Below are 19,851 nucleotides of genomic sequence, written 5' to 3' on the forward strand. Positions count from 1 at the left end.
CAGCCTCTCACCTCGTGGCACGCACGTGCATCACATCGCCCGCCGAAACTGCGTGCCTCACACCGTCGACGTCGACGACGAGCTGCCCGGCCGGGTCGATCGCGACCGCCTCACCCTCGAGCACCGCGCCCCCCGGCAGGTCGACGCGTACCCGCTGGCCGACCGTGCGACAGGCGGCGGCGTAGGACTCGGCCAGGCGCATGCCACCGTCGTCACCACCGGCCTCCCAGGCGTCGAACGCCTCCCGGATCGCGTTGAGGATCTCGATGAGCAGGTCGGTGCGGTCGACCGGCTCGCCGAGCGCCAGCTCGACCGACGTGGCGTGCGGGACCGGCAGCTCCTCGCGGGTCTGGGAGACGTTCAGCCCGACCCCGACGACCGCGGCCGGCCCCTGGGGCGTCTCGATCCGCTCGACCAGGAGACCCGCCACCTTCTCCTCGCCGACGAGCACGTCGTTAGGCCACTTCAGACCGGCGTCGAGGCCGCGCGCCTTGAGCACCTTGTCGACCGCGTAGCCGACGAGCAGCGGAAGCCAGGGCCACGCCCGGGTCGGCACCGTGGGCCGCACCAGCATCGAGAAGGTCAGTCCGGCGCGCGCCGGGCTCTCCCAGGTGCGATCGAGGCGACCGCGTCCCCGCTCCTGCTGTTCGGCGACCAGCACCAGCCCGTCGGGGGTGTCAGCGAGGTCGGCAGCACGGGCACGATCCGCCAGGGCCGCGTTGGTCGATGCGACGACCTGCACCACCTCGACACTCAACTCCGGCATCAGGGCCGGGTCGCCGTCGATGAGGCGCGAACTATCGAGGGGTGGGCGCGCGGCAGAGTCCGAGGTCACGCGCACTAGCCTGTCCTACCGAACTCGGTAGGCCAAGGAACGAGCGGAGCAATACGACAGTGAGCGCACAGCCAGGAGAAGGCACCGACGTCCCCTCAGAGGACGCCGGCATCGACCTGCACACCACCGCGGGCAAGCTCGCCGACCTCGAGCGACGTCTCGACGAGGCCGTGCACGCCGGCTCCGCCAAGGCCGTGGAGAAGCAGCACGCCAAGGGTCGCAAGACCGCCCGCGAGCGCATCGAGATGCTCTTCGACGAGGGATCCTTCGTCGAGCTGGACGAGCTCGCGCGACACCGCTCCACTGCCTTCGGCCTGGAGAAGACCCGCCCCTACGGCGACGGCGTCATCACCGGCTACGGCACGATCGACGGGCGCCAGGTCTGCGTGTTCTCCCAGGACTTCACCGTCTTCGGCGGCTCGCTCGGCGAGGTCTACGGCGAGAAGATCACCAAGGTCATGGACCTCGCCATCAAGACCGGTTGCCCGATCATCGGCATCAACGAAGGCGCCGGCGCCCGCATCCAGGAGGGCGTGGTCTCCCTCGGCCTCTACGGCGAGATCTTCCGCCGCAACGTCCACGCCTCCGGCGTCATCCCCCAGATCAGCATGATCATGGGCAACTGCGCGGGCGGCCACGTCTACTCCCCCGCCGTCACCGACTTCACGATCATGGTCGACCAGACCTCGGCGATGTTCATCACCGGTCCCGACGTGATCAAGACCGTCACCGGCGAGGACGTCTCGATGGAGGACCTCGGCGGCGCTCGCACGCACAACACCAAGTCGGGCAACGCCCACTACATGGGCTCCGACGAGGAGGACGCGATCGAGTACGTCAAGGCGCTGCTGTCCTACCTCCCGCAGAACAACCTCGACGAGCTCCCCACCTTCCCCGAGGACCCGATCCTGGAGGTCACCGACGAGGACCGGGCGCTGGACACCATCATTCCGGACGGCGCGAACCAGCCCTACGACATGCACGACGTGCTCACCGCCATCCTCGATGACGGCGAGTTCCTCGAGGTCCAGGAGCTCTTCGCCCCCAACCTCATCATCGGCTACGGCCGGGTCGAGGGATCCCCGGTCGGCGTCGTGGCCAACCAGCCGATGCAGTTCGCCGGCACCCTCGACATCGACGCCTCGGAGAAGGCCGCGCGCTTCGTCCGCTTCTGCGACGCCTTCAACATCCCGGTCCTGACCGTGGTCGACGTCCCCGGCTTCCTCCCGGGCACCGACCAGGAGTGGAACGGCATCATCCGCCGCGGCGCCAAGCTGATCTACGCCTACTCCGAGGCGACCGTCCCGCTCGTCACCGTCATCACCCGCAAGGCCTACGGCGGCGCGTACGACGTGATGGGTTCCAAGCACCTCGGCGCGGACATCAACCTGGCGTGGCCGACCGCGCAGATCGCCGTTATGGGGGCCCAGGGCGCGGCCAACATCGTGCACCGCAAGACCCTGGCCGCCATCGAGGCCGACGGCGGCGACGTCGAGGCCAAGCGCGCCGAGCTGATCGACGAGTACGAGACCACGCTGGCCAACCCCTACATCGCCGCTGAGCGTGGCTACGTCGACGCGGTCATCCAGCCGCACGAGACGCGGGTCGAGATCGTTCGCGCGCTGCGGCTGCTGCGCACCAAGAGGGCCACCCTGCCGGCGAAGAAGCACGGGAACATCCCGCTGTGACGAACCCCGACGCCGGCGACACCGCCGCAAGCGAGGCCGCCGCCGAGACCACCGAGGTCTCGGCGGCTCCCCTGNGCGGCTCCCCTGCTGCGCATCGTGAACCCGGATGCGACGCCCGAGGAGATCGCGACCATCGTCGCGCTGTTCAGCGCGATGGGTGGCGGTGCGCCGTCCGCGCCGCCGCGGCGTCCGCAGTGGAACCACCCGGCGCGTCTCGCGCGCCAGACGCTGCACCACGGCGTCGGCGGCTGGCGGAGCAGCGGTCTGCCGCGATGAGAATCCCCGCGCGCTGGAGCGTGGCGGCGATCCTGGTCGCCGCCACTGCGACGCTCGCGGCGTGCGGCGACGACACCCCGGTCGAACCGGGCCTCTACGTGGCCCTCGGCGACTCCTACACCGCGGGGTTGGGACTGGAGCCGCAGGACGGCAAGCCGCACTGCGGCCGGTCGCTGGCCAACTACCCGCGATTGGTGTCCGAGGCCACCGGCCTGCGGCTGGTCGACGTGAGCTGCAGCGGCGCGAAGACCGCCGACCTCGTCGTCGAGCAGGAGTTCGGCGACTTCACCACCGTTCCGCCCCAGGGCAACGCGTTGAGCGACGTCGACCCCGAGCTGATCACGATCGGCATCGGCGGCAACGACCACGACATCTCCGGCCTCGCGCTCAGCGGCTGTTCGGCCCTGGGCGTCGAGGACCCCGACGGGACGCCGTGCGCCGATGCCGACCGGGCGGCCGACTTCGACATGGGCGAGCGCATCGTCTCCATGGGCGTGAACCTGCGCGCGGCATTCTCCGAGCTGCGCTCTCGGTTCCCCGACACCACGATCCTCGCGGTCGGCTACCCGCAGGTGGTGCCCGAAGACGGCGTGTGCCGTGGGCAGCTGCCGATCGCCCGGCGCGACTACCCGTGGGCCCGGGGGCTCAACGAGCAGATCGACCAGACGATCAGGAGCGCCGCCGAGAGCGCCGACATCGGATTCGTCGACATCTGGACGGCGAGCGCGGATCACACCATCTGCTCCCCCGAACCGTGGGTCAACGGCCAGTTCAAGGCCAAGGACGGCGCGGCCCCGTTCCACCCGCTCCCGGCGTTCATGACCGCCGTCGCCGAACTCATCGAGGCCGACCTGTGAGTGCGGTGACGTCGCTCGTGCTCGCCTCCGCCTCACCGGCTCGCCTGGCGACGCTGCGTCGCGCGGGACTGGATCCGGCGGTCATCGTGTCCGGCGTCGACGAGAGCGTGCTGGACGGCGAGGCCCCCCGCGACCTCGCGCCCGGGCTCGCCCGGCTCAAAGCGCAGGCCGTGGCCTCGCGCCCCGACGTCCCCCGCGGCGCGCTGGTGCTGGGCTGCGACTCGGTGCTCGAGCTGGACGGCGAGGCACTCGGCAAGCCCGGCGATGCCGCGACGGCGACGGCGCGGTGGCGCCAGATGCGCGGGCGCTCCGGCGTGCTGCACTCGGGGCACTGCCTGATCGACACGACGTCGGGCCAGGAGGTCGTGAGCACCGGTTCGACGACGGTCGAGTTCGCCGTCGTCGACGACGACGAGATCGACGCCTACGTCGCCACCGGCGAACCGCTGCACGTCGCGGGATCGTTCACGATCGACGGCCTCGGCGGGGCGTTCGTGCGACGCATCGACGGCGACCATCACAATGTGGTCGGCGTGAGTCTGCCGCTGCTGCGCGACCTGGTGCGCGAGCTCGGCTACACCTGGACGGATCTCTGGGCGCTATGACCCTCGGGCCGGCGGAACACGAACCGACGGAACAGGTAGAACCGCGCCCCGAACGCGAGCACGAGACCGACGAGGTTCGCTGAGACGTTGTCGGCCAGTGCCGACTCCAGGCCGAGCACGTGACGACTCAGCGCCAGGCACGAGACCGGGAACGCCATCGCTGCCAGGTTGATGATCACGTAGGCCGTCCACCCGCCGTCGGCCTGACGCGGCGGACGATGCGGGAAGACCCATCCCCGCGCGCCGTGATAGCTGATCACCATGCCGACGCTGTTGGCCAGCACGTAGGCCGTCAAAGCGTGCTGCGGCATCAGCGCGTCGCCGACCACCCATCCGTGCACGAGCACGTTGAAGAGCAGGAACGACACCCAGGTGGCGGCCTGGGCGACGGCGAAGAACCGCCAGACCTCGCCCAGAAGTCGCTTCCACCGGTCGCTCACGCAGCCGATCCTCCCCTATCGGGCGCGTGGGATCCGACAGGCACTCATTCCACGGGCAGGCCGAGTCCCCGCGCGATCAGCATGCGCTGGACCTCGGAGGTTCCCTCGCCGACCTCGAGCACCTTGGCGTCGCGGTAGAACCGCGCGACCGGGTACTCCTCCATGAACCCGTAGCCGCCGAAGACCTGGGTGGCGATCCGGGTGGCGGTCACCGCCGACTCGGTGGCGTAGACCTTGGCGATCGAGGCCGCCTGCTTGAACTGCCGGTACGGCGCCCCGGCGTCCTTCATCGCGGCGGCGCGATAGGTGAGCAGTCGGCTCGCCTCGAGCATCACCGCGATGTCGGCGATCTGGAAGGCGACGCCCTGCTTGCGGCCGATCGGACCGCCGAAGGTCTGACGCTCGCCCGCGTAGGTGACGCACATGTCCAGGCAGGCCTGGAGGCAGCCGACGCTCAGCGCCGAGATCGCGACGCGCCCGTCGTCGAGGGTGGCGAGGAACTGCGCGTAGCCGCGTCCCCGCTCGCCGAGCAGGTTCTCCTCCGGCACGCGGCAGTCCGAGAAGGCCAGCGGATGGGTGTCGGAGGCGTGCCACCCGAGCTTGTCGTAGGCCTTCTCCGCGACGAATCCCGGCGTGCCGCTGGGGATCATCAGCGTGCTGATCTCCGGGCGGCCGTCGTCGCGCGTGCCGGTACGGGCGGTGATGTTGACCAGGCTGGTGATGCTGGAGCCCGAGTTGGTGATGAACTGCTTGGCCCCGTTGACGACCCACTCCCCGCCGTCGAGCTCGGCACGGGTGCGGGTGGCGCCGGCGTCGGAACCCGCACCAGGTTCGGTGAGCCCGAATCCGGCCAGGGTGCGCCCGGCCACCAGGTCGGGCAGCCACGTCTCCTGCTGAGCGCGCGTGCCGTAGGTGAGGATCGGGTTGATGCCGAGGCCGACACCGGCCTGCAGCGTGATGCCCATCGACTGGTCGACGCGGCCCAACTCCTCGATCGCCACGCACAGGCTGGTGAAGTCGCCGTCCTCGCCGGCACCGCCGAACTCCTCGGGAGCCGTGAGTCCGAAGAGACCGAGGTCGCCCATCTGCTGCACGACGTCGACCGGGAAGTGGTGGTCCCGGTCCCACTGCGCCGCATGCGGAGCGATCTCGGCCTCGGCGAACTCCCGCACGCTGCGCCGGAACGCCTCGTGCTCGGGCGACAACTCATAGGTCATGGCGGCGAGCCTAGCCCGATGGTTAGCGATTGTTAACCACGGCGGGCGGTCGTTGCGCGGCCTCAGTCGCAGGTGTCGCACACACCCGTGGCCGGGAGCGCCATGAAGCAGCGCGGACAGATCGTCACGGGCCGGTCGGTCGCGGCGACCCGTGCCGGCTTGGCGGGCCTCGGCTCCCGGGACGCCCGCGGGGCGCGTCCCGCAGCGGACGTCGAGCCGCTCGCGGCCCTCCGCGCCCGACCGCCGGCGCGGAGCGCGACGGGTGCGGCCACGCCGCCGTCCTCGGGGGCCGAGCCTGCCCACTGGTAACACGCGAGACGATCGTGGGCGGCCTGCTGCTCCCGCACGGCCACACCACCCGGGATCGGGCGGCTCAGCGCCCGCAGCACGTCGTCATGGCGTTCGCCCACCCACCCGTTGCCGTCGACCACCAGCGCGGCGAGCAGCGGGTAGCCGTCCCGCTCGTGGAGTGCGGCGAGCGGCACGAGTACCTTCACGAGCCACTTGTCGAAATGCCTGGTCGTGCGGATGCCGGACTCGACCTGCACCTGCTCGGCGAGCACGTGGTCCTCGACGACGGCGTGGTAGCGCTGCGCCGCCTCCTCCAGGATCGGATGGGCCGCGCGCGCCCACGCCTCGAGAGCGATGGCCTCCGAGGTGCCGCGGCCGTCGGCCTCGTGCCAGAAACCCTTGCGCTCCTGCTGGTACTCGGACACGTCGGCGAGCATAGAACGGAGTGCCCGCACGAGAACGCGGGGCCTCTCGTCCACGACGAGAGCCACCTGCCGAGCGATCCACCGAGTGCCGATAGCCTGCCCCGGGAGTCGCCGGACTCCACCCCCAGCACGCTCGGCGAGCAAGCGCTCGTCGCACCAGGAAGCAGGAGCACCCGTGCCCGACGTCAAGCCGCTGCAGAAGGTCCTGATCGCCAACCGTGGCGAGATCGCCGTCCGGGTCATCCGGGCGTGCAAGGACGCCGGCATCGGAAGCGTGGCGGTCTACGCCGAGCCCGACCGCGACGCCATCTTCGTGCGCATGGCCGACGAGGCCTACTCCCTCGGGGGCGCGACGCCTGCCGAGTCCTACCTCGACATCGCCAAGATCATCGCGGTCGCCCAGCAGGCCGGCGCCGACTCGGTGCACCCCGGCTACGGCTTCCTGGCCGAGAACGCCGACTTCGCCCAGGCCGTGATGGACGCCGGGCTGATCTGGATCGGCCCGCCGCCGGCCGCCATCGAGGCGCTCGGTGACAAGGCCAAGGCCAAGCACATCGCCGACAAGGCCAAGGCGCCGCTCGCGCCGGGCACCAAGGACCCCGTCGCCGACGCCGACGAGGTCGTGGAGTTCGCCAAGGCCAACGGCCTCCCGGTGGCGATCAAGGCCGTCTTCGGCGGCGGTGGTCGCGGTCTCAAGGTCGCCCGCACGATCGAGGAGATCCCCGACGCCTACGAGTCGGCGGTCCGCGAGGCCGTCACGGCGTTCGGTCGCGGCGAGTGCCTGGTGGAGAAGTTCCTCGACAAGCCACGCCACGTCGAGACCCAGTGCCTGGCCGACCAGCACGGCAACGTCGTCGTCGTCTCCACGCGCGACTGCTCGCTCCAGCGCCGCAACCAGAAGCTCGTCGAGGAGGCACCGGCGCCGTTCCTCACCGACGCCCAGATGACCGAGCTCTACGAGTCCTCCAAGCGCATCCTGAAGGAGGCCGGCTACTACGGAGCCGGCACGTGCGAGTTCCTCGTCGCACAGGACGGCACCATCTCCTTCCTCGAGGTCAACACGCGCCTGCAGGTGGAGCACTGCGTCTCCGAGGAGGTCACCGGTATCGACCTCGTGCGCGAGATGTTCCGCATCGCGGCGGGCGAGGAGCTCGGCTACGGCGACCCCGAGGTCCGTGGACACTCCATCGAGTACCGGATCAACGCCGAGGACGGCGGCCGCAACTTCATGCCCGCCCCCGGCACGCTCTCCGCCTGGACGCCGCCCCAGGGGCCTGGCGTCCGCGTCGACGGCGGCTACGAGAACGGCCAGACCATCCCGGGCTCGTTCGACTCGCTGATCGCCAAGCTCATCGTCACCGGTCGCGACCGCACCCAGGCCATCGAGCGTTCGCGCCGTGCCCTGGAGGAGTTCGAGGTCGACGGCATGCCGACCGTCATCCCGTTCCACCGCGCGGTGCTCAACGACCCCGCCTACGTCGGCGCCTCGAACCCGACCGGCGAGGGCTCCTTCGACGTCTACACGCAGTGGATCGAGACCGAGTTCGACAACCAGATCGAGCCGTTCTCCGGCGACTCCGCCGAGGCCGAGGAGGCCGGTGAGCGGCAGAAGGTCGTCGTCGAGGTCGGCGGCAAGCGGGTCGAGGTCGTCCTGCCCGGTGGTCTCGGCGGTCTGGCGAGCGGTCCGACCGCAGGCGCTGGCGGCAAGAAGCCCAAGCGCGCCGGCGGCAAGAAGGCCGGCGCGGCCGCGTCGGGCGACGCCGTCACCAGCCCGATGCAGGGCACGGTCGTCAAGGTCGTCGTCGAGGAGGGCCAGACCGTCGCCGAGGGCGACACCGTCGTGGTCATCGAGGCGATGAAGATGGAGCAGCCGCTCAAGGCGCACAAGGCCGGCACCGTCACCGGCCTGGCCGCGACCGTCGGTGAGACTGTCACCAACGGCGCTGTGATCTGCGAACTCAAGGACTGACCGTGTCCGGCCCGCGACGCCGGGCATCGCGTGCACAGCCGATCATCGCCGGAGTCATCACGGCGGTGGTCGGCTTCACGTCGTCCTTCGCGGTGGTGCTGACCGGGCTCGCCGCGATGGGCGCCAGCCCCGACGAGGCCTCGTCGGGCCTGCTCGTGCTCTCGGTGACGATGGGCATCGGTTGCGTGCTGCTGTCCTGGACCACCCGGACACCGGTCACCATGGCCTGGTCGACCCCCGGCGCGGCGCTGCTCGCCGGCGCCACCATCCCCGACGGCGGGTACGCCGACGCCGTGGGGGCGTTCGTCGTGGCGGGGCTGCTCTATCTGCTGACCGCCGCCGTACGCCCGCTCGGCGACGCCGTCCGGGCGATCCCTGCGCCGCTGGCGAACGCGATGCTGGCCGGGGTGCTGCTCACCCTGTGCGTCGCTCCGTTCCGCGCCCTCGCCGACGACCCCGCTGTGATCGCGCCGGTGTTGGCGACCTGGCTGGTCATGCAGCGTCTGGCCCGCAGGTGGGCGGTACCGGCGGCGTTCGCCGTCGCTCTGGTGGTGATCGCGCTCGATGGCGCGCTCGGCTCCCTCGACGCCGGCATGCTGACGCCGTCGCTGACCTGGACTTCTCCCACCTTCGATCCGCTGACGATGGTCGCGATCGGAGTTCCGCTCTACCTGGTCACGATGACCAGCCAGAACATCCCGGGCGTCGCCGTGCTCGGCTCCTTCGGCTATCAGGCCCCGCTGCGACCGGCCCTCGGCGTCGCGGGTGTCGCCACGGTGCTGACAGCGCCCGCCGGCGGCTTCTCGATCAACCTCGCGGCCATCTCCGCGGCGTTGGCCGCCGGCCCGACCGCCGACGAGGATCCGCGACGTCGCTGGATCGCCGGTGTCTCGACCGGTGTCTCCTACCTCGTGCTCGGCCTCACGGCCGCGGCGATCACCGCCGTCGCCGCGACGTCGTCCGGCGTGATCACCGCGGTGGCGGGCCTCGCGCTGCTCGGCACCTTCGCCTCCGCCGCGACGTCGGCTCTCGCGGAGGAGCGCAGCCGCGAGCCTGCCGCGCTCACGCTTGTGGTCGCCGCGTCGGGCCTCACGCTGGCCGGAATCGGCGCCGCGTTCTGGGCGCTCGTCGCCGGCGGCCTCCTGATGGGCGTGATGCGGATAGCCTCACCCCGTGACCGACGCCACCGCCTCTGATCTGGACTCCACCACCTTCGACGCCATCGTCGTCGGAGCAGGCCTCTCCGGGCTCGTCGCCACCCACGAGCTCGCGCTCGCCGGGAAGCGGGTCCTGGTGCTCGATCAGGAGAACCGCCACAACCTCGGCGGCCAGGCCTTCTGGTCCCTCGGCGGTCTGTTCTACGTCGACTCTCCCGAGCAGCGCCGGATGGGCATCAAGGACTCCTTCGAGCTCGCCTGGCAGGACTGGCAGGGCTCGGCCCAGTTCGATCGCACCGAGGGCACCGCCGACCAGCCCGGCGAGGATCACTGGCCCCGGCAGTGGGCCGAGGCCTACGTCCGCTTCGCGGCGACCGAGAAGCGCGACTACCTGCGCGCCCTCGGCCTGAAGGTGCTGCCGATGGTCGGCTGGGCCGAGCGAGGAGCCGCGAGCGCACAGGGCCACGGCAACTCCGTGCCGCGCTTCCACCTCAGCTGGGGCACCGGACCCGAGGTGGTGCGGGTCTTCCGCGAGCCCGTCGAGGCGGCCGAGGCCAAGGGCCTGGTCACCTTCGCGTTCCGGCACCGCGTCGACAAGCTGATCGTCGAGGACGGCGCCGTCACCGGCGTCCGGGGTGCGACCCTCGCCCCCGACGACTCCGAGCGCGGCTTCGCCTCCAACCGCGACGTCGTCGGTTCGTTCGAGCTCAGCGCGCCGGCGGTCATCGTCACCTCGGGCGGCATCGGCGGCAACCACGATCTGGTGCGCGAGACGTGGCCGGTCGACCGCATGGGCCCGGCACCGGAGCACCTGATCAGCGGCGTGCCCGCCCACGTCGATGGTCGGATGCTCGCGATCTCCGAGAACGCCGGCGCCCGACTGGTGAATCGCGATCGGATGTGGCACTACACCGAAGGCATCCACAACTGGGACCCGATCTGGCCCGCCCACGCCATCCGGATCATTCCCGGCCCCTCCTCGCTCTGGCTCGACGCCACCGGGCAGCGGTTCGCCGCGCCGAACTACCCCGGCTGCGACAATCTGGGCACCATGCGGGAGATCCTCGCCGCCGGCTACGACTACTCCTGGTTCATCACCACCCAGACGGTCATCGAGAAGGAGTTCGCCCTCTCGGGCTCGGAGCAGAACCCCGACATCACCGGCAAGGACATCAAGGTGCTTCTCAAGGCGCGCCTGGCCAAGGGCGCGCCGGAGCCGGTGGAGAAGTTCAAGCAGCACGGCGAGGACTTCGTGGTGGCCGACACCCTCGACGAGCTCGTCGAGGGCATGAACAAGATCGCGCGTGGGCCGCAGCTCGACGTCGAGCAGATCCGCACCATGATCGAGGCGCGCGACCGGGAGACCGGCAACGACTTCTCCAAGGACGCCCAGCTCATGCTGATCGCCAACGCCCGCCGCTCGCGCACCGACAAGATCGTCCGGGTCGCCAAGCCGCACCGGTTCCTGGACCCCGATCACGGCCCGCTCATCGCCGTCCGGCTCAACATCCTGACCCGCAAGACCCTCGGCGGGATCGAGACCGACCTCGACGCACAGGCGATCGCTCCCGGTGGCGGGCGGGTGCCCGGGCTGTACGCGGCCGGCGAGGTCGCCGGCTTCGGCGGAGGCGGCGTCCACGGCTACAACGCACTCGAGGGGACCTTCCTCGGCGGCTGCATCTTCTCCGGCCGGGCCGCCGGCCGGGCCGTCGCCCGGCTCTGAGGCCCCTCGGCGTTGACCCGTCTTGATCGAAAGACGGGTCAACGCCCAGTTCGAGGTTGACCCGTCTTGATCGAAAGACGGGTCAACGCATCGGGGTGGGAGGCGATGGCTAGGTTCGAAGCATGGACGACGAGCCGTTGCGGCTGCGCGAGCCCGCGCACCGGGTCAGCCCTCGGGCGCGGTGGATGTGGCGAGCCGAGGCCGGCATCGAGGCCGCGATCGTGATCGGCGCAGCGGTCCTCGCGCCGTGGCTGTGGGACGACGTGCCGTCGTGGTCGCCCGCCCTGGCGATCCCCCTCGGCGTCGCCTGGGCGATCGGGCTGCCGGAGTGGCGCTACCGCGTGCACCGCTGGGAGACCACCGACACCGCCGTCTACACCCAGAGCGGGTGGTGGGCGATCGAGCAGCGCATCGCACCGATGAGTCGCGTGCAGACCGTCGACCTGACCGAGGGACTCCTCGCGCGGCTCTTCGGTCTCGCGACCGTGACCGTGACGACGGCGTCGGCGGCGGGTGCCCTGACCATCGCCGGGCTCGACCGCCGACTCGCGCGTGAGCTGGTCGAGCGCCTGACCCGGCGCGCCGAGGCGGAGGGCGGCGACGCGACGTGACGCAGCCCCAGATCGCACCGGGCGCCCCCGGAGCCGGCCGGGGCGGTGGCGCGTGGGAGCGCCTGGACCGGCGGATGCTGCTGGTGCACCCGGTACGCGAGCTCGGCAAGTTCCTCCCCCTGCTGATCGGCCTGGTCGTGGCAGGGACCGCGTCGGGCACCTGGTGGCAGGTCGGTGGCGTCGCCATCCCGATCGTGCTCGGCGTCGTGCGGTACCTGACCACGAGCTACCGCATCGACGCCGCGACGGTCGAGCTCAAGCGCGGGTTGCTCGAGCGACGCACCGTGTCGATCCCCCGCGACCGGATCCGTGCTGTCGACCTCACCGCCAGCCCCGTGCACCGGATCCTGCGCCTGACGGCGGTCCGCATCGGTACCGGGCTGGCCCAGAGCGGCGACGACGACGAGCTCGAGCTCGATGCGCTGGACGCCGTGGGAGCTCGCGCACTGCGTGAGCAACTTCTTCGGACGCCCGGGAGGCCGCTCGCGACGCCGGCTCCGGACCTCGACGGCGTCCTGCCGACCGCGGCTCGGCCGGCCGCACCGGACGTGGTGGCCGCCTTCAGCCCCGCGTGGCTGCGCTTCGCGCCCTTCACCGCGGCAGGCGTCGTGGTCGCCGCTGCGCTGGTGGGGGGCCTGGCGCAGCTCGCCGAGATGTTGAACCTCTACGACGACGTCGAGCGGACCGACGTCAGCCTGACACTCTCCCCGTCGTTGCTGATCACGTTGCTGGCCCTCGGTGGAGCGGTGGTCCTGCTGGTCGCCTCGGTGCTCGGCTACCTGGTCACCAACGGCAACTTCCTGCTGACTCGCGAGCCCGATTCGTGGCGTGTCCGCCGAGGCCTGCTGACCACCCGGGAGACCACGGTGGACGGCGAGCGCGTCGCGGGGATTTCCCTCGGCGAGTCGTGGGCGCTGCGCGTGGCCGGCGGTCGTTCGCTGCGGGCGATCGTCACCGGGGTCGATCGCAGCGACAGCAGCAGCGCCACGCTGGTGCCCGCCGCGCCCGCGACCGACGTCGAGCACGCAGCACGACGGGTCGCCGGAGACTCCGCGCCGGTGGACGCCCCCCTGCGTCGGCACGGCGCCGCCGCTGAACGACGTCGCTGGATCCGGGCTCTCGGGATCACAGCGGTCATCCTGGGCGCGGCGCTGGTCGCCCTCGCTGCGAGCGACGTCGCCGTAGCCGGCTCCCCCGCATGGTGGTGGACGGCTGCTCTGGGCGTGCCCGCGGTGGCGATCGCCGCGGCCCTCGCCTTCGACCGGGCCCGTGGGCTGGGCAGCGCATCGATCGGGGGACGCCTCGTGGTGCGCTCGGGAAGCCTGACCCGACGGCGGGAGGTGCTGCGCGACCGGCACGTGATCGGGTGGACGATGCGCAGCACCTACTTCCAGCGTCGAGCCGGCCTCGTCACACTCTGCGCCACCACCGCCGGCGGCAACGGCCGGGTCGTGGCGCTCGACGTACCGCGGGCAGCGGCGCTCGCCCTGGCCGACGAGACGACCCCCGGACTCCTCGACGCGTTCACCGCGTGATCGCACCGTTCGCCGATCGCAACCCGGCGGGCGTGACCCCAGGGCCCGGCACGGCCCTAGGTTGGGTGACATGTTCTCCAAGGTGCTCGTGGCCAACCGCGGCGAGATCGCCATCCGCGCGTTCCGGGCGGCTTTCGAGGTGGGAGCCCGCACCGTCGCGGTGTTCCCGTATGAGGATCGGTGGTCCGAGCACCGACTGAAGGCCGATGAGGCTTATGAGATCGGTGAGCGCGGCCACCCGGTGCGGGCCTATCTCGACCCCGACGCGATCGTCGAGGTCGCCCGGCGTGCCGGCGCCGACGCCGTCTACCCCGGGTACGGATTCCTCTCGGAGAACCCCGCGTTGGCCGAGGCCTGCGCCAACGCCGGCATCACCTTCGTGGGTCCGACCTCTCAGGTGCTGGAGCTGACGGGCAACAAGGCGCGTGCCATCGCGGCCGCCAAGGCCGCAGGCGTCCCGACTCTGGCCTCGGTGCCGCCCTCGACCGACGTCGAGGAACTGGTGGCCGCCGCCGAGCAGATCCCGGCGCCGCTGTTCGTCAAGGCCGTGGCCGGTGGCGGCGGCCGCGGCATGCGGCGTGTCGATGACCCCGGAGTCGACGGGGCTCTGCTGCGGGAGGCGATCGAGACCTGCATGCGCGAGGCCGAGGGCGCCTTCGGCGACCCGACGGTGTTCGTGGAGCAGGCCGTGGTCGAGCCGCGCCACATCGAGGTGCAGATCCTCGCCGATGCCGCAGGGGACGTGATCCACCTCTTCGAACGCGACTGCTCGGTCCAGCGGCGCCACCAGAAGGTCGTCGAGATCGCGCCCGCGCCGAACCTCGACCCCGAGCTCCGCGATCGCATGTGCGCCGACGCCGTCCGCTTCGCCCGGGAGATCGGCTACCGCAACGCCGGCACCGTGGAGTTCCTGCTCGACCCGGCCGGCGACTACGTCTTCATCGAGATGAACCCCCGCATCCAGGTCGAGCACACCGTGACCGAGGAGGTCACCGACGTCGACCTGGTGACCTCCCAGCTGCGGATCGCCGCCGGTGAGACCCTCGCGGACCTCGGTCTCGCCCAGGAGACCGTGCGGCTGCGCGGTGCTGCGCTCCAGTGCCGCATCACCACCGAGGACCCGGCCAACAACTTCCGCCCCGACACCGGCGTGATCACCACCTACCGATCACCCGGCGGCGGCGGCGTACGACTGGACGGAGGCACCGTCTACACCGGGGCGGAGGTCTCGGCGCACTTCGACTCGATGCTCGCGAAACTGACCTGCCGAGGTCGCACCTTCGAGGCCGCGGTGGAGAAGGCGCGCCGCGCCGTCGCGGAGTTCCGCATCCGCGGCGTCTCCACCAACATCCCGTTCCTGCAGGCCGTCCTCGACGATCCCGACTTCTCCGCGGGGCGCGTCACGACGTCGTTCATCGAGACCCACCCGCAGCTCTTGGCCGCGCGCGGCTCCGGCGACCGTGGCACCAAGCTGCTCAGCTATCTCGCGGACGTCACTGTGAACCAACCCCACGGACCCGCGCCGGCGAGCCTGGACCCGGCGACCAAGTTGCCCGACGTCGACCTCGACGTGCCCGCTCCCGAAGGCACCCGGCAACTCCTGCTCGCGCTGGGTCCCGACGAGTTCGCTCGGCGGTTGCGCGCCCAGAACCAGGTCGCGGTCACCGACACCACGTTCCGCGACGCTCACCAGTCGCTTCTCGCCACCCGGGTGCGTACCCGAGACCTGCTGGCCGTCGCCGGCCACGTCTCCCGGACGACGCCGCAGCTGTGGTCGCTGGAGTGCTGGGGAGGAGCGACCTACGACGTCGCGCTCCGCTTCCTCGGCGAGGATCCCTGGGACCGACTCGCCGCGCTGCGGCAGGCCGTGCCCAACGTGTGCCTGCAGATGCTGCTGCGCGGGCGCAACACGGTCGGCTACACGCCGTACCCGACCGAGGTGACCACGGCGTTCGTCCGGGAGGCGGCCGCCACCGGGCTCGACGTCTTCCGGATCTTCGACGCCCTCAACGACGTCGAGCAGATGCGCCCGGCCATCGAGGCGGTGCGCGAGACCGGCACCACGGTGGCGGAGGTGGCGCTCTGCTACACCGGCGACCTCTCCTCCCCCGACGAGAAGCTCTACACCCTCGACTACTACCTCCGGCTCGCCGAGCGGATCGTCGAGGCGGGCGCTCACGTGCTCGCGATCAAGGACATGGCCGGCCTGCTCCGCGCACCCGCCGCCCGCACCCTGGTCGGCGCGCTGCGGGAGCGCTTCGACCTGCCGGTGCACCTGCACACCCACGACACGACCGGCGGTCAGCTCGCCACCCTCCTCGCCGCGATCGACGCCGGAGTCGATGCCGTCGACGCCGCTTCGGCGGCGATGGCCGGCACCACCTCGCAACCACCGCTGTCCGCGCTCGTCGCCGCCACCGACCACTCCGGGCGCGAGACCGGGCTCGACCTGGCCGCCGTCAACGCGCTCGAGCCCTACTGGGAGGCCACCCGCCGCGTGTACGCGCCGTTCGAGTCGGGCCTGCCGGCCCCCACCGGTCGCGTCTACCGCCACGAGATCCCCGGTGGGCAGCTCTCGAACCTGCGCCAGCAGGCCATCGCGCTCGGGCTCGGCGACGCCTTCGAGCAGATCGAGGACACCTACGCTGCCGCCAACGACATCCTCGGCAACGTCGTCAAGGTGACGCCGTCCTCGAAGGTCGTGGGAGACCTGGCCCTCGCCCTGGTCGGACAGCACATCGACCCGGCCGAGTTCGCCGCCGATCCTGCTCGCTTCGACATCCCCGACTCCGTCATCGGGTTCCTGAGCGGCGAACTGGGCGACCCACCTGGCGGTTGGCCGGAGCCGTTCCGCACCCGCGCCCTGGAGGGTCGCTCCTGGACCCCGCCCGCCGTCGCGCTCGACCCCGGGCAGTCCGAGGCGCTCCAAGCCCAGGTCACCACGAGCTCACCGAGCCGACGACGCACCCTGAACCACCTGCTGTTCCCCGGGCCCACACGTGCCTTCGACGAACTGCGGCAGACCTACGGTGACGTCTCCGTGCTGCCGACGTTGGACTACCTCTATGGCCTGCAGTACGGGGAGGAGCACGCCGTCGAGATCGACCCCGGCAAGACCCTGTTGATCGGCCTCCAAGCCATCAGCGAGCCGGACGAGCGTGGCTATCGGACGGTAATGACCACGATCAACGGTCAGCTGCGCCCCGTCAGTGTCCGTGACAGGACGATCGCCGCCGACGTCGCCGCCGCGGAGAAGGCCGAGCCGGGCAACCCGCGGCACGTCGCCGCGCCGTACCAGGGCGTCATCACGCTGAACGTCGCGGAGGGCGACGTCGTCGAAGCCGGCCAGACCGTCGCCACCATCGAGGCGATGAAGATGGAGGCATCGGTCACCGCTCCCGTCGCGGGGCGTGTCGAGCGGGTCGCCGTCACCGGCACCCAGGCCGTCGAAGGTGGCGACCTGATCGCGGTGCTCGCCTGACCGGCGTCGGCGTGCGGCCACGGCCGACCCCACCGATGCCCGCCGGCGACGCGCCGATCAGTGGACTCAGCCCGTGATCCGGAACATCGTCGAGCGGAGCCCGAACCAGGAGCGGAAGCTGTCGCCGCTGATCACGGTCGAGGTCTTCGAACCGACGATGCGGATGCGTACGACCCGGCCGCCGAAGGCACCGTTACCGTCGCGCTCGATCACCTCGGCACGTTGGAAGGTGCCGATGGCGGGCAGCGCCTGCGCGATCGCGGTGCCCGTGACGGTGGCTCGCCACCCGCGGTAGGCGGTGTCGAAGGGGTCCTCCTTGGCCGGCAGGTAGGACACGGTGCCGCCCAGGGTGTACCCGCCGTTGCTCGCGGAGAACTGCGTGAAAGCGGGCTTGCCGCCGTCGAGGAGTACCTGGCCCGCCGTCGCCTGGATCGCACGGTTGGATGCCGGGAACTCATCGGAGTAGCCGCCGTACACCTGGCACTGCGCGGTGTCGCAGATCTGGTAGTGCCGAGCCAGCGGCTGGCGACGTTCGAAGGCGGCGTAGGTGCGGGCCGCGACCGCCTGCGCACGGACGGCCTCGGTGGGCCACAGCGCCGGCACCTCACGTGGCACGACGCCCTTGAGGTAGTCGTCGAGGCGCACCACGTTGACCGTGTCGCGCTGCCCCGATCCCGGCCCGGGCGACGCCGAGCGGAGGATTCCGCGGTAGGAGCGGTTCCCCGCCGGGGTCCGGAGCATGATCGGGGCACCGCCGGCCTCGAACTGCGCCTCGCCCGGCACGGTGCGGGCCGTGCGCCAGCCGCCTCGCGAGGGCTTCCACGCGATCGCGCTGCGCTTGCCGCCCTGTGCCGCGGTGATCCTCCACCACCGGGCCGCGGAACGGTTGAGTCGATAGGTGCGGCCTGAGCCCAGGCTCGTGACCTGCAGCCCGGTGCGCGCCGCGACCATCACGTCGTCGCTGGTGTCGGCGCTGATCAGCACCGACACCGTGCCGCGCTGGCGGCCCACCTTGAGGCCGGGGTAGTAGAACCGCAGGATCTGCTCGTAGCTCGCCCCCTGGGATGCTGCGCCGTGGGCGCCCCACTGGGAGAGCCCGCGGCCGTGGCCATATCCGTTGCCGACCAGCGATATCCCTCCTCCGCCCGCTGCCGCGGAGGCCGCGGAGGCCGTCGGGGACGAGGTGAACCCGACGAGGGCCGCAGCCGACGTCGTGAGGCTGAGGATGACCGCGGTGACCCGAGAAGGCCGCATGAAGGACTCGCTATCCGTTGTACGAGGGTTGCGACTGAGCGTTGAAGGTGCCCATCTTCACCCGGGCGGCCTGTTTGGCCCAAGCCGTGTTGACGCGGAAGACCTCGAGACCGCGGGTGATGTCGCTGGAGAAGACGAAGCCGTTGTACCAGTAGGAGGACCACGAGCCCCCCAGTACCAGATTCGTCTTCGAGATCGCCTCACGGTCGAAGTAGGCCAGCTCGACGGGGTTCGAGGAGTCGGTGAAGTCGAAGATCGACGTGCCGCCCTGGTACCAGGCCTGCACCATGATGTCGCGCCCCTTGACCGGGATCAGCGAGCCGTTGTGCGCCACGCAGTTCTCGGTGAGCGCCTGACTGCGCGGCAGCTTGTAGTAGCTCTTGAAGACCAGCGAGCGGCCCTGGATGTCGTAGATGCCGTTGGCGCCCCGGGTGGAGCCCAGCAGCGGCGTGCAGGTCGGCAGGGAGCCGCCGCCGAGCTCGTCGGTGAAGATCACCTTGGTGCCGGCGTTGTTGAACGTCGCGGAGTGCCAGAAGGAGAAGTTCGTGTCGTCGGTGACGCGGTCGATCACCTTCGGACGGACACGGTTGGAGATGTCGAGCAGGATGCCGTCGCCCATGCAGGCACCGGCCGCGAGATCCTTGGACGGATAGGCGGTCACGTCGTGGCAGCCGCTGGTCTCGCTGGGACCGATGCCGAGCGTGGGCAGCCCGGTTCCGGGGTTACCGCCGTCGGGGAAGAGCACCGGCGTTGCGGCGAGGCGAGCCGCCGACGGCTTGGCCACGGGGATCTTGACGACGCTGATGATGTCGTGGGGCGGCTTGCAGTCGGGGAAGTCCTCGCTCGGAGAGTAGGAGGAGACGTAGACGTAGAGGTCCTTGCCGTTCTTCGACGGCGCCAGCGTGTGGGTGTGCGAGCCGCACGCGGTCTCCACGGCAGCGACGTACCGCGGTCTGGCCGGCCGGGAGATGTCGAAGACCCGGATGCCCTCCCAGGCCTTCTTCTTCGTCTCGCTCATGTCCTTGCTCGAGCACGAGTCGTCGCTGCGGCTCGCATCGACGCTCAGCACCAGGATGTCGCCGTAGACCGACACGTCGTTCTGGGCGCCCGGGCACAGCACCTGAGCCACCTGGCGCGGGCGCGACGGCCGGGCGATGTCGTAGACGCTGAATCCGTAGTAGTTGCCGACGAAGGCGTACTTGCCCTTGAAGGCGAGGTCGGTGCCGTACGCGTCGCCGGCCCGGAAGGATCCCGAGAGGGGCGAGCGGGCGATCAGGCTCATCCGGCTGCTGCGGACACCGCTCTCGGCGGCCACCTGCTCGCTCGCGACGCGCGCGCCGGTGTCCGGAGTGCCCGTGGACTCCCCCGTCGCCGACGGCAGCGCGGCGACGCCCAGGCCGGCGGCCAGAGCGAGGGCCACCACAGCAGAGCCGACGACGGTCATGAGCGTGCGCGGCCGAGCGGGTCGGGGTGCTGCAGAGGTCATC

Annotated in this window: 16 protein-coding genes; 10 read left to right on the forward strand and 6 right to left on the reverse strand. The window is 71.0% G+C overall.

All coding sequences use genetic code 11. The features are described from left to right. Positions 1-7: 7 nt before the first annotated feature. On the reverse strand, positions 8-835 hold the full coding sequence (locus tag KSO97_RS12985; RefSeq protein ID WP_232679533.1) for a biotin--[acetyl-CoA-carboxylase] ligase: 828 nt from the start codon (positions 833-835) through the stop codon (positions 8-10). A gap of 110 nt (positions 836-945) precedes the next feature. Between KSO97_RS12985 and KSO97_RS12990 the strand changes: the two genes are divergently transcribed. The 4 genes from KSO97_RS12990 to KSO97_RS13005 all read left to right on the forward strand — a co-directional run bounded on the left by KSO97_RS12990 (position 946) and on the right by KSO97_RS13005 (position 4,261). Then, the gene (locus KSO97_RS12990) at positions 946-2,523 is read left to right on the forward strand and encodes an acyl-CoA carboxylase subunit beta (RefSeq protein ID WP_232679582.1); all 1,578 of its coding nucleotides are present in this window, start codon (positions 946-948) and stop codon (positions 2,521-2,523) included. 93 nt (positions 2,524-2,616) lie between these two features. Beyond that, positions 2,617-2,799, forward strand: a complete 183-nt coding sequence (locus tag KSO97_RS12995) for an acyl-CoA carboxylase subunit epsilon (protein ID WP_308188303.1) — start codon at positions 2,617-2,619, stop codon at positions 2,797-2,799. Beyond that, positions 2,796-3,656, forward strand: coding sequence for an SGNH/GDSL hydrolase family protein (locus tag KSO97_RS13000; RefSeq protein WP_232679537.1), 861 nt, complete (start codon positions 2,796-2,798; stop codon positions 3,654-3,656). The genes KSO97_RS12995 and KSO97_RS13000 overlap by 4 nt, the downstream gene beginning before the upstream one ends. Before the next feature lie 5 nt (positions 3,657-3,661). Then, positions 3,662-4,261: a nucleoside triphosphate pyrophosphatase gene (locus tag KSO97_RS13005; RefSeq protein WP_232679584.1), complete on the forward strand. Its 600-nt coding sequence runs from the start codon at positions 3,662-3,664 to the stop codon at positions 4,259-4,261. On the opposite strand, the gene KSO97_RS13010 is transcribed toward KSO97_RS13005, so the two are convergent. From KSO97_RS13010 to KSO97_RS13020, 3 genes are all read right to left on the reverse strand, one after another. Further along, positions 4,231-4,701 (reverse strand): GtrA family protein, encoded by a 471-nt coding sequence (locus KSO97_RS13010; RefSeq protein WP_232679539.1) that lies wholly within the window; start codon positions 4,699-4,701, stop codon positions 4,231-4,233. The genes KSO97_RS13005 and KSO97_RS13010 overlap by 31 nt on opposite strands. Before the next feature lie 44 nt (positions 4,702-4,745). Further along, entirely contained in the window at positions 4,746-5,918 is a 1,173-nt protein-coding gene (locus KSO97_RS13015) for an acyl-CoA dehydrogenase family protein (protein ID WP_232679541.1), read from the reverse strand. Positions 5,919-5,980: 62 nt separating this feature from the next. Further along, on the reverse strand, positions 5,981-6,634 hold the full coding sequence (locus KSO97_RS13020; protein ID WP_232679543.1) for a hypothetical protein: 654 nt from the start codon (positions 6,632-6,634) through the stop codon (positions 5,981-5,983). 175 nt (positions 6,635-6,809) lie between these two features. Here KSO97_RS13020 and KSO97_RS13025 point away from each other — a divergent pair, with 175 nt between their 5' ends. The 6 genes from KSO97_RS13025 to KSO97_RS13050 all read left to right on the forward strand — a co-directional run bounded on the left by KSO97_RS13025 (position 6,810) and on the right by KSO97_RS13050 (position 17,110). Then, positions 6,810-8,603: a biotin carboxylase N-terminal domain-containing protein gene (locus tag KSO97_RS13025; protein ID WP_232679545.1), complete on the forward strand. Its 1,794-nt coding sequence runs from the start codon at positions 6,810-6,812 to the stop codon at positions 8,601-8,603. A gap of 2 nt (positions 8,604-8,605) precedes the next feature. Next, complete coding sequence (locus KSO97_RS13030) at positions 8,606-9,799, forward strand: benzoate/H(+) symporter BenE family transporter (RefSeq protein WP_232679547.1); 1,194 nt, start codon at positions 8,606-8,608, stop codon at positions 9,797-9,799. Then, complete coding sequence (locus KSO97_RS13035; protein ID WP_232679549.1) at positions 9,777-11,483, forward strand: FAD-binding dehydrogenase; 1,707 nt, start codon at positions 9,777-9,779, stop codon at positions 11,481-11,483. Before KSO97_RS13030 ends, KSO97_RS13035 begins: the two co-directional genes overlap by 23 nt. A 122-nt stretch (positions 11,484-11,605) precedes the next feature. Next, the gene (locus tag KSO97_RS13040; RefSeq protein ID WP_232679551.1) at positions 11,606-12,094 is read left to right on the forward strand and encodes a PH domain-containing protein; all 489 of its coding nucleotides are present in this window, start codon (positions 11,606-11,608) and stop codon (positions 12,092-12,094) included. Next, a complete protein-coding gene (locus KSO97_RS13045) occupies positions 12,091-13,629 on the forward strand; it encodes a PH domain-containing protein (RefSeq protein ID WP_232679553.1) in 1,539 nt (512 codons plus the stop codon). The genes KSO97_RS13040 and KSO97_RS13045 overlap by 4 nt, the downstream gene beginning before the upstream one ends. A 70-nt stretch (positions 13,630-13,699) precedes the next feature. Beyond that, entirely contained in the window at positions 13,700-17,110 is a 3,411-nt protein-coding gene (locus tag KSO97_RS13050; RefSeq protein WP_232679555.1) for a pyruvate carboxylase, read from the forward strand. Positions 17,111-17,176: 66 nt separating this feature from the next. Here KSO97_RS13050 and KSO97_RS13055 read toward each other — a convergent pair whose 3' ends face one another. Further along, positions 17,177-18,364, reverse strand: a complete 1,188-nt coding sequence (locus KSO97_RS13055) for a SpoIID/LytB domain-containing protein (RefSeq protein ID WP_232679557.1) — start codon at positions 18,362-18,364, stop codon at positions 17,177-17,179. Between the two features lie 10 nt (positions 18,365-18,374). Beyond that, complete coding sequence (locus KSO97_RS13060; RefSeq protein WP_232679559.1) at positions 18,375-19,850, reverse strand: LVIVD repeat-containing protein; 1,476 nt, start codon at positions 19,848-19,850, stop codon at positions 18,375-18,377. Position 19,851 lies beyond the last annotated feature (1 nt).

Origin of the sequence: Nocardioides sp. R-C-SC26, assembly GCF_021246465.1 — a bacterium.
Taxonomy (GTDB): domain Bacteria; phylum Actinomycetota; class Actinomycetes; order Propionibacteriales; family Nocardioidaceae; genus Nocardioides.